The organism is Vibrio sp. J1-1, assembly GCF_021728395.1.
Lineage (GTDB): Bacteria > Pseudomonadota > Gammaproteobacteria > Enterobacterales > Vibrionaceae > Vibrio.
On the sequence record NZ_JAKKCM010000020.1, the window covers coordinates 22,457 to 35,060 of the forward strand.

Consider the following 12,604-nt stretch of genomic DNA (forward strand, 5'->3'; position numbering starts at 1 on the left):
TGCTGTTGGCATACAGAAGCATTCCTATCTTCACCTAATCTGAGACTATTCATGACCTCGACCTTGTTAGCCGAACCTTCAGACTCTGCTATTACGCCTCAACGTGTGTTGGAGGATGTCTTCGGTTATCAGACATTCCGCGATGGTCAGCAAGAAGTTATCGATGCTGCTCTTGATGGACGAGACAGCTTAGTCATCATGCCAACTGGCGGTGGTAAGTCTCTCTGTTATCAAATTCCCGCGCTGGTGCAAAGTGGGATTACGTTGGTCATTTCTCCGCTGATTTCACTGATGAAAGATCAGGTGGACCAGCTTAAAGCCAATGGTGTCGCGGCGGAATGTGTTAACTCGACCATGAGTCGGGAAGAGCTGTTGAGTGTGTATAACCGCATGCACAACGGGCAACTGAAGTTGATTTATGTCTCGCCAGAGCGTGTTTTGATGCGTGATTTTATCGAACGTCTGGAGAGCCTGCCTCTGACCATGATTGCGGTCGATGAGGCGCACTGTATCTCACAGTGGGGGCATGATTTCCGTCCTGAGTACGCGTCACTGGGCCAACTGAAGCAACACTTTTCTCATGTACCCTTTATGGCGTTAACGGCGACTGCCGATGATGCCACGCGTCGAGATATCTTAGAGCGTTTGCGTCTCAACGAGCCTCAGGTTTATCTGGGCAGCTTTGACCGACCAAATATTCGCTATAATCTGGTGGAAAAACACAAGCCGGTTTCTCAGATCATTCGCTATTTAGAAACCCAGAAAGGGAATTGCGGCATTATCTATTGTGGTAGCCGCAAGAAAGTGGAAATGGTGACGGAGAAACTGTGTAACAACCATATTCGAGCGGCAGGTTACCATGCTGGTATGGACACAGATGAACGCGCTTATGTTCAGGAAGCGTTTCAGCGAGATGATATCCAGATCGTGGTGGCGACCGTCGCCTTTGGTATGGGCATCAATAAACCCAATGTGCGCTTTGTGGTGCATTTTGACATTCCGCGCAATATCGAATCGTACTATCAGGAAACCGGCCGAGCTGGTCGGGATGGTTTACCTGCGGAAGCGATGATGCTTTACGATCCGGCCGATATCAGTTGGCTACGCCGTATGTTGGATGAAAAAGACGAAGGTCCGCAGAAGCAAGTAGAAAGCCATAAGCTGAATGCGATGAGCGCATTTGCTGAAGCACAGACTTGTCGCCGTCAGGTTCTGCTCAACTATTTTGGTGAATATCGAGAGAAGCCATGCGGTAACTGCGATATCTGCCTCGATCCACCTAAACATTTTGACGCAACCGAAGAGGCACGCAAAGCGCTATCTTGTGTCTATCGTGTGAATCAAAGCTTTGGTATGGGTTATGTTGTGGAAGTGCTGCGCGGTATGCAAAATATCCGTGTACGTGAAAATGGCCACGACAAAATCTCTACATACGGGTTAGGGCGCGATCACAGCCATGATTATTGGGTGAGCATCTTCCGTCAGTTAATCCACAAAGGCTTGTTGTTTCAGAACATTACCCGCAACTCAACCTTGCAGCTCACTGAAGAAGCTCGGCCACTATTACGTGGAGATGTGGCTCTGGAATTAGCGGTACCACGTCTGGATACCGCGGCACGAGCTGCTAAGTCCGACAAATTAACCAGCAAAAACTACGATAAGAAGCTGTTTGCCAAACTGCGTAAACTGCGTAAGTCGATTGCGGATGAAGATGGCTTACCACCTTATGTGGTCTTCAGTGATGCTACATTGATTGATATGGCGGAGATTCTACCAACATCTTACGGCGAAATGCTTGCTGTCAGCGGGGTGGGTCAACGTAAACTTGAGAAATACGCCGATCCATTCTTAGACCTCATTCAAGAACACATTACCCAACACGGTTAAGGACATTACATGCACAAGGAATTTGGCCTTGCTGAATACATTGCCGAAGAAGGTCGCTTACTTATTACCGCGCCAAGCTTTGACTTAGACACGTTTCCGGTGCTGGGTGAGCGTTTGGTTGGCCTGTTAACGGCTACAGTAGTAGAAAAGCAGTGGGATGCGGATATGCATTCCTGGTTGATTGACTTTGAAGGTTGTCGACTGTTTATGAAGGCGGAACACTACAGCGAAGCAATATGGTTTGAAGCGCTAGCCGTTGAAGAGAGCAGGGAAGAGCTCGATTATCTTGCCGGACTATTCCAACGCGGATTCTGATGAAAGTATTATAGTATTTTTGAGGGTGTTTCATGTGAAACCCCCTTTTTTGTATATATACCCAAGTGACTTCAAGATGCAGGATTCAGAGCGTTGTCACTGATTCAAGTTCAAGGAAAACGACGCCGTGGAATAGCGAGCTCTTTCCAAGTTGTTTGACGATGAAATTGTTGCAGTGACACGCTCCCAAAGGGCGAGTTGTCTTGGCTTGCATACTTTGTTAACGATTTTTGATTTAGAACCACTAGATCATCAAATCGTTGCCTTGTCTGTAAGCCAAGTCATTCTCGCTGAACTAAGCATCTTGAGGTTACTTGGGTATAAACGTTTGCGTAAAAAGCACTGCTTGCGAGCGGAATTGGTTAATGTATAATCGCCCACCGCTTCGCTTTATACAGGCGTAGCCAGTTTGTTTTCTATTTAACATTGTTGGTAAGAGTCGTTTTTATTTTGAAAGCGCTCGATTTGGGTTCCCTCGCCCCCAAACCAAACTAAAAAGGTATCGCATGAGTCACTTTACCCCTGCGCAGCAGCGCAACGCCCTTATCTATCTGGTTTTATTCCACCTGATCATTATTGCATCTAGTAATTACCTGGTTCAGCTACCCTTTACGATTTTTGGCCTCCATACCACATGGGGCGCATTTACCTTCCCATTTATCTTTTTGGCCACTGATTTGACGGTACGTATCTTTGGGGCGGCATTAGCGCGTAAGATCATCTTCTTAGTCATGCTACCTGCTCTGGCCGTGTCTTACTTCTTGTCAGTGGTGTTCTTTGAAGGTCAATTTCAAGGGGTTGGTCAACTGAGCGAATTTAACCTGTTTGTCGCCCGCATCGCAGTAGCGAGTTTTATGGCGTATTTGCTGGGTCAAATTCTGGATGTGCATGTTTTTAACCGTCTGCGCCAAATGAAACAGTGGTGGGTAGCACCAACGTGTTCCACGCTATTTGGTAATGCGCTTGATACCATCGCGTTCTTTGCTATCGCGTTTTACCAAAGCCCAGATCCATTTATGGCAGAGCACTGGACTGAAATTGCGCTGGTGGACTACGGCTTTAAGCTGGTGATCAGCCTTGGTTTGTTCGTCCCTATGTACGGCGTATTACTGAATTATCTGATCAAAAAGCTGACCGCAGTGAACCCGAACTTCAAAGTGACAACGACTGCTTAGTCAGGTGACGTTTCACGAATACCCAAAAAGCTGCTTGTTTTTAACAGCGGCTTTTTTGTTTTTGTTGGGGGATGTACAGCATAGGAAGCATTTGGATCATGGGTGTCCCAAAGCTCTTTGAGCTGTAATAGGTATTTGGAGGAATATAAAAAAGGCTCCAAAGGAGCCTTTTTTAACCGTTATTTAGAGTGCTGAAATCGTTAATGGCCAGCCGATATCAGTCTGGCGGTTCGATTCAATTTCCAACTCTGCTGCAGTGAGCGGGTTTTCCTCTAACCATTTTGCGTCGATACCTAGCGTCAAGTTGTCACCTTGTGCCGAAAGTGTTACTTGAGGTTCTAAGTTTGGATTACGGCGATGGGTAAGCAGCACTGCAAGTCGCAGTATACGTAATACACGTTTTGCGCTGTTACCAGATAGGGCATGTTGCTCAGGTAAAGATGTGAGCTGCTCACGGTAACGGCGGGCTACCTCACCGATAAAGAACTTTTGCGCGCGTGTGAATCCCGGTAGATCTAAGTTCTGAAGCAAATATGCACTGTGCTCACCACCTTTCTTAAAGTCGATGGTCAAGCCAATTTCATGTAACTTGGCTGCGGTTTCCAGTAGAACTTCACCCTGAGGCTCTGCAATCCACGCTTCACCACCGGCTTGTTGCAATAGCTTACTTGCAAGGTTTGCCACTTGTTCACCGTACTCGCAATCTAGTTGATAACGACCCTGAACACTGCAGATAGTGCGTGATCGGATGTCGTTCTGGCGCAATTCTTCGACCATTTCATACACCAAACCTTCACGCAGAGCGCCGCCTGCAAGGGTCATTGCATCGATCTCAAGTAACTCAAACACAGCAATCAGAATGGAGAGACCACTCGGGAAGACCAGCGCACGCTCAAGCGTCAAACCTTCGATGTCGAGCTCTTCTAAATGATCAGCTAACATGGCTTGCTTTTGCAGGCGCTTGAGTTTGGAGTGAGTAATTACTTCGTCCATTCCCTGTGCCAGCATTATCTCTTGTAGCGCCTGAACGGTACCAGAAGCCCCGACACAAACATCCCAACCCAAGTCGATATACTGCTCTAAAATCGGCTTGATAGTCTGTTTTGCGCCTTCAATGGCGGCATCAAAGTTACGAGCATTCAGCTGACGGTCTTTAAAGAAGTTCTCCAACCAGGTCACACAGCCCATTTTTAAACTGGTGAGTGCTTTGGCTTCAAATCCTTCTCCGATAATAAGTTCCGTACTGGCTCCGCCAATATCGACCACAAGGCGGCGGCCACTGCCTCCAGAAGTGTGAGCAACGCCTTTATAGATAGTGGCGGCTTCTTCTTCACCGGAGATAACTTCGATCGGATGACCAAGAATTTGACGTGCTTTGTCGAGAAACTTATCTACATTGGTCGCAGTACGTAAGGTCGCGGTACCGACGATACGAATGTTTTGTTTAGGAATATCTTGCAAGCGTTCCGCAAATAGACTTAAGCAGTCCCATCCTCGCTGCATAGCTTCCATACTAAGAGAATTATGTTCATCTAAGCCCGCCGCGAGACGAACTTTGCGCTTAATTTTAGCCATTGTTTGAACGCTGCCATCGATGTGACGCACAACGAGCATGTGAAAACTGTTCGACCCGAGGTCGATGGCAGCGTATAGCGGTGATGATCCTGCTTGATTCATATACGGATTCAGATTCCTATTAAGATTGTTTTGGCGCTGATTGGCGCGGCTGACGAGGACGACGTCCTTGTTGCTTGCGGTTACCAGAGCGAGTACCACCTGTATTCGTACGGCGTTGTTGCGTTCGTGGTGCACGCATACGGATTGGTGCTGGCAGGTCTTGGATTAGAGCTGACGCATCGTATTCCGATACAGGGATGGCGTGTTCAATGTATTCTTCAATCGCAGGTAGGTTGATCGCGTACTCTTCGCAAGCAAAGCTAATAGAGTTGCCGCTCGCACCTGCACGACCGGTACGACCGATACGGTGTACATAATCTTCGCAATCGTCTGGCAGATCATAGTTGAATACGTGTGTTACTTGAGGAATATGTAGGCCGCGAGCCGCCACATCCGTCGCCACTAGGATATCCACATCACCTTTAGTGAACTGCTCAAGAATCTTTTCACGCTTCTTCTGTGGTACATCACCAGTCAATAGACCAACACGATGACCATCGGCTGCTAGGTGACCCCAAACGGATTCACATTTGTGCTTGGTGTTGGCGAATACAATGGCACGATCTGGCCAATCTTCTTCAATAAGTGTCTGAAGAAGCTTCATTTTGTCTTCGTTAGATGGGTAGAAAAGCTCTTCCTGAATACGGTGGCCAGTTTTTTGCTCTGGTTCTACCACGACATGTTCTGGGTTGTGCATGTGTTCAAAGGCAAGTTCTTGTACGCGGTAAGACAGCGTCGCTGAGAACAGCATGTTCAGACGCTCTTTTGGCTCTGGCATACGACGGAACAAGAAACGGATGTCTTTAATAAAACCCAGGTCGAACATACGGTCTGCTTCATCTAACACAACCGCTTGAATGTTATTTAGGTTAAAGACTTTTTGCTTGTAGAAGTCGATGATACGGCCTGTGGTGCCAATCAGAATGTCTACACCGTCCTGGAGCTTAGCCAACTGCTTGTCGTAGCTTTCGCCACCGTAAGCCAGTGCGGCTTTTAAACCCGTGCTTGCAATCAGAGTTTCAGCATCATTATAGATCTGAATCGCCAATTCACGCGTTGGAGCCATAATGATGGCACGTGGTTGTGTTGGTTGGCGACCTTCGTGCTCCGGTGTCGTCATAAGGTGGTTGAAGGTTGCAGTGAGAAACGCGAGTGTTTTACCAGTGCCCGTTTGGGCCTGGCCTGCGATGTCTTGGCCGGTGAGCAGTACCGGCAACGCCAAGGCTTGGATAGGGGTACAAAAATCAAACCCTTTTTTATCCAATCCATCAATAACTTGGGGCTCTAACCCCAAATCGGCGAACTTTTGCTCTGTGATATGCGTCTTTTTCATGGCTATAGAATATCAGCTAAAGCTTGCATTACGAAAGTAAATACATTCCAATAGGGCATCAAATTACTGGTTATCATCCAACCAGTTTCGAAAAACACATTGGAGTGGAAGATGAGTGATAAGATTTTGCAGCTAACTGATGACGGTTTTGAAAACGATGTAATCAACGCTGCAGGCCCTGTATTAGTAGATTTTTGGGCAGAATGGTGTGGTCCTTGTAAGATGATCGCTCCTATCCTGGACGAAGTCGCTGAAGAGTACGAAGGCAAACTCACTATCGGTAAACTAAACATCGACCATAACGCAGGCACACCACCTAAGTTTGGTATTCGTGGCATTCCAACGCTACTGCTATTCAAAGATGGCAACGTAGCGGCAACGAAAGTTGGTGCTTTGTCTAAAACTCAACTTAAAGAGTTTTTGGACGCAAACATATAATCACCAAGTGATTACAGATAAAACCGTGCAACCATCAATGCACGGTTTTGTTTTTCTAACTCTGGACTAGAATATTAATTAGTGCTAACTTATCGCGCGTTAATTGAACAAATTTCTCTTCTTGGTCGATCCTGTGACCAAATCCATCTTAACTAGAAAACAGATCTTATTTTGACTAAACAAGAATCCACTACCATGAACCTTACCGAACTGAAGAACAGACCTGTGTCTGACCTTGTAAAACTGGGCGAAAGCTTAGGATTAGAGAACCTAGCGCGCTTAAGAAAACAAGATATCATCTTCGCGATTTTAAAAGCGCATGCGAAAGGCGGCGAAGACATCTTTGGCGATGGGGTTCTGGAAATTCTGCAAGACGGTTTTGGTTTCCTGCGTAGTGCGGATAGCTCATATTTAGCTGGTCCTGATGATATTTACGTATCGCCAAGTCAGATCCGTCGCTTTAACTTGCGTACTGGTGACTCAATTGCCGGCAAAATTCGTCCACCAAAAGATGGTGAACGTTACTTCGCACTACTAAAAGTTAATACAGTTAACCACGACAAGCCTGATAACGCGCGTAACAAGATTCTCTTTGAGAACTTAACGCCTCTGCATGCCAATGAGCGCATGGTGATGGAGCGCGGTAACGGTTCTACAGAAGATATCACAGCACGTGTTCTAGATTTGGCATCGCCAATTGGTAAAGGCCAACGTGGTTTGATTGTTGCTCCGCCAAAAGCGGGTAAGACAATGCTTCTGCAAAACATCGCACAAAGTATCGCTTACAACCATCCAGAGTGTGAACTGATGGTACTTCTTATCGACGAACGTCCGGAAGAAGTAACTGAGATGCAACGTCTGGTTAAAGGTGAAGTGATTGCTTCTACTTTTGATGAGCCAGCATCTCGTCACGTTCAAGTAGCGGAAATGGTTATCGAGAAAGCGAAGCGCTTGGTAGAACACAAGAAAGACGTGGTTATCCTGCTTGATTCGATTACTCGTCTGGCACGTGCTTACAACACGGTTGTACCTTCATCAGGTAAAGTACTAACAGGTGGTGTGGATGCGAACGCACTACACCGTCCTAAGCGTTTCTTCGGTGCGGCACGTAATGTAGAAGAAGGCGGTAGCTTAACAATCATCGCAACAGCGCTAGTCGATACTGGTTCTAAGATGGATGAAGTTATCTACGAAGAATTTAAAGGTACAGGTAACATGGAATTGCACCTGAACCGTAAGATTGCAGAGAAGCGTGTCTTCCCAGCGATTGACTTCAACCGCTCAGGCACTCGACGTGAAGAGCTACTGACTAAAAATGACGAACTACAGAAAATGTGGATTCTGCGTAAGATTGTTCACCCGATGGGTGAAATCGACGCAATGGAATTCCTCATTGATAAGCTAGCGATGACCAAGACCAATGATGAGTTCTTTGATGCAATGCGTCGTCAATAACAGCTGAGTTCTTATTTTGAAAAGCCACCATAAATAATGGTGGCTTTTTTATTGCTTTCTACCGATAGAAGCATCAAAATGAGGACTAATGTTATCGGGAGGTTAACATGCAACAAGGAATGTTGTCGTCATTACTCCTGAGTTTGTCACTCGTGACCATGCCTATGACCGCGTCTGCGAAGGAAATGCAGGAGTCTGTGGTAGAACAGTGGCTTCAGGATACCCAAATACAAACCAAAGTCTCTGAACTTCTAGAATATGTTGTCAGGGATGAGGTTGACTCGCTTAAATTTTCCCTCAATCGACTGGCGTTACCTCAACAAGAGGTGGTGCGCTTCCGTTTACTCGAAAAACTAGAACAGCAAGACGTGATTCTTACGCCGCGTATGGCGCTTTTTGTTGAATCACAAAGCCGTATTACTCCCACTTATCAAATACTCGAGCGTGGTGATGGTTACGAATTCACTGTGCCAGCTTTTAACTTTCCTGCAGTTGCAAGCCGTTTGATTAAGCGCTGGAAGCAAGACCAGAACACCTTAGAGTTTGTTCTTCAAGCGGAGCGTAAAGAGCTCGATCTCAGCCAGTGGTTAACGGCTGGTACTTCACAACAAACACAGGCTCGTGAGGCATTATTGATTCGCGAACTAGATAGCTTGTCTCCCGGCGCATTAAATGCGTTAACCGTGCAGTTGACTCAAATAGATGTAACCAGTTGGTTACCATCTACAGCGGTGGTTGCTCGTTTAGCGCAGGTGAGTCAGGACGAAACAATGTACGACCTGTTGTGGCGGATGCGTGCCGACTACAATAGTCACGCAGAACTGGAACGATTAGCCAAAATGGGCGATGCATTTTCATTGCAACAGTTGATGAATTCAACGGTTAATCCAACACTCAAACCTTATGCTATCGGCCTTTTAACCAAAGCCTATCCATTAAGCCCTGAGGTGAAGCAGTTCTTAATTGCCAAAATGGCGCTGTCTGGAGAAGCGACACTAGTGGCGAGAGAGCTAGCGCAACAGGGGCATCAACACTGGCTTAAAGAGTTAGTCTCGGGGAACCATCAGGTTAAAGTGCGTCAAATCGAACAAGTTCTGAAGTAATTCCACGCTTAAACCCACACAAAATAGGAGGACCTTAGTGTCCTCCTATTTGTTATACTGCGAAAAGTTTAATCAGTCAGCAGTCATGAAGGCCTATGAGTTTTAAGGATTTACGCGAATATATTGACCATTTAGAGAAGAATGGTCGACTCAAGCGCATTACTCACCCAGTCGATCCCGCTTATGAAATGACAGAAATCAGCGATCGTACTCTGCGCGCTGGTGGTCCTGCATTATTATTCGAAAACCCTATTGGTTACGATGTTCCGGTTTTAACCAACCTGTTTGGTACCCCGGAAAGGGTTGCGATTGGTATGGGACGTGAAGACGTAAAAGAACTACGCGAAGTTGGAAAACTCTTGGCTTACCTCAAAGAGCCTGAGCCGCCGAAAGGCTTCAAAGATGCATTAGAGAAGTTGCCTGTATTTAAGCAAGTCTTGAACATGCCAGCCAAGCGTCTTCGTAAAGCGCCTTGCCAAGAAATCGTGTGGCAGGGTGATGAAGTCGATTTGGATAAAATTCCCGTAATGAGCTGCTGGGCTGAAGATGTCGCGCCGCTATTAACGTGGGGCCTGACGGTGACTAAAGGGCCGAATAAAAAACGCCAGAATCTTGGCATCTACCGGCAGCAGAAAATCGCTAAAAACAAAATTATTATGCGTTGGCTGGCACACCGAGGTGGTGCGCTTGATCTTCGTGACTGGATGGAAACCAACCCAGGCAAGCCATTTCCAGTATCGGTTGCCTTCGGTGCGGATCCTGCCACGATTCTTGGTGCTGTGACACCAGTACCAGATACGTTGTCAGAATATGCTTTTGCTGGCTTATTGCGTGGCAGCAAAACGGAAGTCGTCAAATCCATCAGTAATGAACTGGAAGTGCCAGCGAGTGCTGAGATTGTGATGGAAGGTTATATCGACCCGACTGAGTTTGCTGATGAAGGTCCTTATGGCGATCACACAGGCTACTACAACGAAAAAGAAAAGCACCACGTCTTTACCATTACTCATATCACCATGCGTAAAGACCCGATTTATCACAGTACATACACCGGGCGTCCGCCGGATGAGCCAGCAGTTCTGGGTGTGGCTTTGAACGAAGTCTTCGTTCCTATTCTGCAAAAGCAATTTCCGGAAATAGAAGACTTCTATTTACCACCGGAAGGTTGTTCGTACCGTATGGCGGTTGTCACGTTGAAGAAGCAATATCCGGGACATGCAAAGCGCGTCATGATGGGTGTATGGTCTTTTTTACGTCAGTTTATGTATACCAAGTTTGTGGTAGTGTGTGATGAGTCGGTAAACGCACGTGACTGGAATGACGTGATTAAAGCCATGACTGAGAATATGGACCCAGTGCGTGATACTGTAATGATTGATAACACGCCGATAGACTCCCTTGATTTTGCTTCTCCAGTTGTTGGCTTGGGTTCCAAAATGGGGCTAGATGCGACCATTAAATGGGAAGCGGAGCTTGCTGCTCGCGCGCAAGTCAATACTTCAGAAAGCAAACCGATTACTCAAGCAGATTTAGATTCACTAAAAGCACTGCGTCCTGACATCGTCGATATCTATCTGCCTCCGGCAGCAAACAACCAGTTCGCTGTGGTAACCATGAAGAAAGACGAAGCTGGGCAGTCTCAAGCATTACTTGAAAACCTGTGGGAATACTTTGCTGATTACACAGACATCAAGTTCATTATCCTATGTGATAACGACGTCAATGCACGAGACTGGAATGACATTATCTGGGCAGTCACTACGCGTATGGATCCTGATAGGGATACAATTCAAATTCGAGGAAGTACGTCGAGCAGTTCAAAACTAGGACTCGATGCGACCAATAAGTTTGAATCTGAGGTAGCGCGTGAATGGGGTATTCCGATTAAAAAAGATCCTAAACTTGTCGCTAAAATTGATGAGATTTGGGGCCAGTTAGGTATTCTATGAGTCATACAGTCCTCCTTCTTCCTATAAACGTATCATTTGAGGTTGAAGCTGGGGAGACGGTGTTGGAAGCTGCGCTCAACAATAATATTCGCTTCCCTCATCGTTGCCGAGTTGGCGCTTGTGCCATGTGTATGTGTAAAAAGATATCGGGTGAGGTGAGTTATCACCTAGAACCTATGTTAACCGACAAAGAACAGCAGCAAGGTTGGATATTTCCTTGCCAAGCCTATACAGAAAGTAATTTAGTGCTTACTTTTGATGAGTAAGCGAGAGGGACATCATGACCATCCAATGTAAAGTAAAGTCTATTCAGCCGTTAGCTTGTAATACTTATCAAATTCTACTTCACCCAGAGTCACCAGTGGCTTTCAAAGCTGGTCAGTACCTTATGGTTGTGATGGGCGAGAAAGATAAGCGCCCATTTTCTATCGCGAGTAGCCCGTGTCGACATGAAGGCGAGTTGGAACTGCACATTGGTGCGGCAGAACATAACGCTTACGCAATAGAAGTCGTTGAAGCGATGAAAGCGGCATTAGAATCGGGTGATGATATTGAAATTGATGCGCCTCACGGCGATGCGTGGATTCAAGAAGATAGCGAGCGTTCTCTATTACTGATTGCTGGGGGGACGGGATTCAGTTACGTTCGCTCGATCTTAGATCATTGTGTAGCTCAGAATAAGACCAATCAAATCTATTTATACTGGGGTGCTCGTGATGAAAGCCAGTTATACGCAAAAGATGAACTTATCGATATCTCAGAGAAGTTTTCGAACGTTCACTTTATTCCTGTAGTAGAAGAGGCTCCCGCTGAGTGGCAAGGTAGAGTTGGAAACGTACTACAAGCAGTCAGTGACGATTTCGAAAGCCTGGAAGACTATGATATCTATATTGCAGGGCGCTTTGAAATGGCGGGTGCAGCTCGAGAACAGTTTACTCAGAATAAGCAAGCCAAAAGCGAACGTATGTATGCTGACGCGTACGCTTTCATTTAAATAGGGCTTTTATGGTATAAAAAGAGGGTTTTTTATCCTCTTTTTTACGTTTTTGATTAAATAATCATCGAGTGCTCGTTTTTTTGGTTTTATTTCAAAAAAAAGGTTGCGCTCCAATCGTAACTCCCTATAATGCGCATCCACCGACACAGCAGACGCGATAAGGCTTCAGCAGGGTCGGAGAGGTAAAAAGCTTCTACGAAAATAAGTTGAAAAAAGTGTTTGACACTAACAACCAAATCGCTAGAATGCACCTCCGCTTTGAGAGAAAAACTTCT

Annotated in this window: 11 protein-coding genes and 1 pseudogene; 9 read left to right on the plus strand and 3 right to left on the minus strand. The window is 46.1% G+C overall.

The window, feature by feature from the left end:
* Positions 1-51: 51 nt before the first annotated feature.
* The 3 genes from recQ to L3V31_RS20755 all read left to right on the plus strand — a co-directional run bounded on the left by recQ (position 52) and on the right by L3V31_RS20755 (position 3,377).
* Positions 52-1,887 carry an ATP-dependent DNA helicase RecQ gene (gene recQ / locus L3V31_RS20745; RefSeq protein ID WP_237318942.1) on the plus strand — a complete coding sequence of 612 codons (1,836 nt, stop codon included), beginning with the start codon at positions 52-54 and terminating at the stop codon, positions 1,885-1,887.
* Positions 1,888-1,896: 9 nt separating this feature from the next.
* Positions 1,897-2,202, plus strand: coding sequence for a DUF3630 family protein (locus L3V31_RS20750; protein WP_237318944.1), 306 nt, complete (start codon positions 1,897-1,899; stop codon positions 2,200-2,202).
* Between the two features lie 506 nt (positions 2,203-2,708).
* Positions 2,709-3,377 (plus strand): 7-cyano-7-deazaguanine/7-aminomethyl-7-deazaguanine transporter, encoded by a 669-nt coding sequence (locus L3V31_RS20755; RefSeq protein WP_237318946.1) that lies wholly within the window; start codon positions 2,709-2,711, stop codon positions 3,375-3,377.
* A 183-nt stretch (positions 3,378-3,560) separates the two neighbouring features.
* On the opposite strand, the gene gppA is transcribed toward L3V31_RS20755, so the two are convergent.
* On the minus strand, positions 3,561-5,054 hold the full coding sequence (gppA, locus tag L3V31_RS20760) for a guanosine-5'-triphosphate,3'-diphosphate diphosphatase (RefSeq protein WP_237318948.1): 1,494 nt from the start codon (positions 5,052-5,054) through the stop codon (positions 3,561-3,563).
* A 19-nt stretch (positions 5,055-5,073) separates the two neighbouring features.
* Positions 5,074-6,387 (minus strand): ATP-dependent RNA helicase RhlB, encoded by a 1,314-nt coding sequence (rhlB, locus tag L3V31_RS20765; RefSeq protein WP_237318950.1) that lies wholly within the window; start codon positions 6,385-6,387, stop codon positions 5,074-5,076.
* A gap of 111 nt (positions 6,388-6,498) precedes the next feature.
* Here rhlB and trxA point away from each other — a divergent pair, with 111 nt between their 5' ends.
* The 6 genes from trxA (at position 6,499) to fre (ending at position 12,326) form a co-directional block, all read left to right on the plus strand.
* Complete coding sequence (gene trxA, locus L3V31_RS20770; protein WP_014233348.1) at positions 6,499-6,825, plus strand: thioredoxin TrxA; 327 nt, start codon at positions 6,499-6,501, stop codon at positions 6,823-6,825.
* 195 nt (positions 6,826-7,020) lie between these two features.
* Entirely contained in the window at positions 7,021-8,280 is a 1,260-nt protein-coding gene (rho, locus tag L3V31_RS20775; protein WP_237318952.1) for a transcription termination factor Rho, read from the plus strand.
* Between the two features lie 107 nt (positions 8,281-8,387).
* Positions 8,388-9,383: a hypothetical protein gene (locus L3V31_RS20780; protein ID WP_237318954.1), complete on the plus strand. Its 996-nt coding sequence runs from the start codon at positions 8,388-8,390 to the stop codon at positions 9,381-9,383.
* A 95-nt stretch (positions 9,384-9,478) separates the two neighbouring features.
* The gene (gene ubiD / locus L3V31_RS20785; RefSeq protein ID WP_237318956.1) at positions 9,479-11,332 is read left to right on the plus strand and encodes a 4-hydroxy-3-polyprenylbenzoate decarboxylase; all 1,854 of its coding nucleotides are present in this window, start codon (positions 9,479-9,481) and stop codon (positions 11,330-11,332) included.
* The gene (locus L3V31_RS20790) at positions 11,329-11,598 is read left to right on the plus strand and encodes a 2Fe-2S iron-sulfur cluster-binding protein (RefSeq protein ID WP_237318958.1); all 270 of its coding nucleotides are present in this window, start codon (positions 11,329-11,331) and stop codon (positions 11,596-11,598) included. The genes ubiD and L3V31_RS20790 overlap by 4 nt, the downstream gene beginning before the upstream one ends.
* Positions 11,599-11,612: 14 nt before the next feature.
* Complete coding sequence (gene fre / locus L3V31_RS20795) at positions 11,613-12,326, plus strand: NAD(P)H-flavin reductase (RefSeq protein ID WP_237318960.1); 714 nt, start codon at positions 11,613-11,615, stop codon at positions 12,324-12,326.
* 89 nt (positions 12,327-12,415) lie between these two features.
* On the opposite strand, the pseudogene L3V31_RS20800 reads toward fre, so the two are convergent.
* Positions 12,416-12,604: pseudogene (locus L3V31_RS20800) on the minus strand (hypothetical protein); the annotation flags it as partial.

Excerpts from the sequence above, each read along its gene's own strand:
- ubiD (WP_237318956.1), top strand. The coding sequence starts at position 9,479 with ATGAGTTTTAAGGATTTACGCGAATATATTGACCATTTAGAGAAGAAT.
- rhlB (WP_237318950.1), bottom strand. The coding sequence starts at position 6,387 with ATGAAAAAGACGCATATCACAGAGCAAAAGTTCGCCGATTTGGGGTTA.
- L3V31_RS20790 (WP_237318958.1), top strand. The coding sequence starts at position 11,329 with ATGAGTCATACAGTCCTCCTTCTTCCTATAAACGTATCATTTGAGGTT.
- fre (WP_237318960.1), top strand. The coding sequence starts at position 11,613 with ATGACCATCCAATGTAAAGTAAAGTCTATTCAGCCGTTAGCTTGTAAT.
- L3V31_RS20750 (WP_237318944.1), top strand. The coding sequence starts at position 1,897 with ATGCACAAGGAATTTGGCCTTGCTGAATACATTGCCGAAGAAGGTCGC.
- rho (WP_237318952.1), top strand. The coding sequence starts at position 7,021 with ATGAACCTTACCGAACTGAAGAACAGACCTGTGTCTGACCTTGTAAAA.
- gppA (WP_237318948.1), bottom strand. The coding sequence starts at position 5,054 with ATGAATCAAGCAGGATCATCACCGCTATACGCTGCCATCGACCTCGGG.
- L3V31_RS20755 (WP_237318946.1), top strand. The coding sequence starts at position 2,709 with ATGAGTCACTTTACCCCTGCGCAGCAGCGCAACGCCCTTATCTATCTG.
- trxA (WP_014233348.1), top strand. The coding sequence starts at position 6,499 with ATGAGTGATAAGATTTTGCAGCTAACTGATGACGGTTTTGAAAACGAT.
- recQ (WP_237318942.1), top strand. The coding sequence starts at position 52 with ATGACCTCGACCTTGTTAGCCGAACCTTCAGACTCTGCTATTACGCCT.
- L3V31_RS20780 (WP_237318954.1), top strand. The coding sequence starts at position 8,388 with ATGCAACAAGGAATGTTGTCGTCATTACTCCTGAGTTTGTCACTCGTG.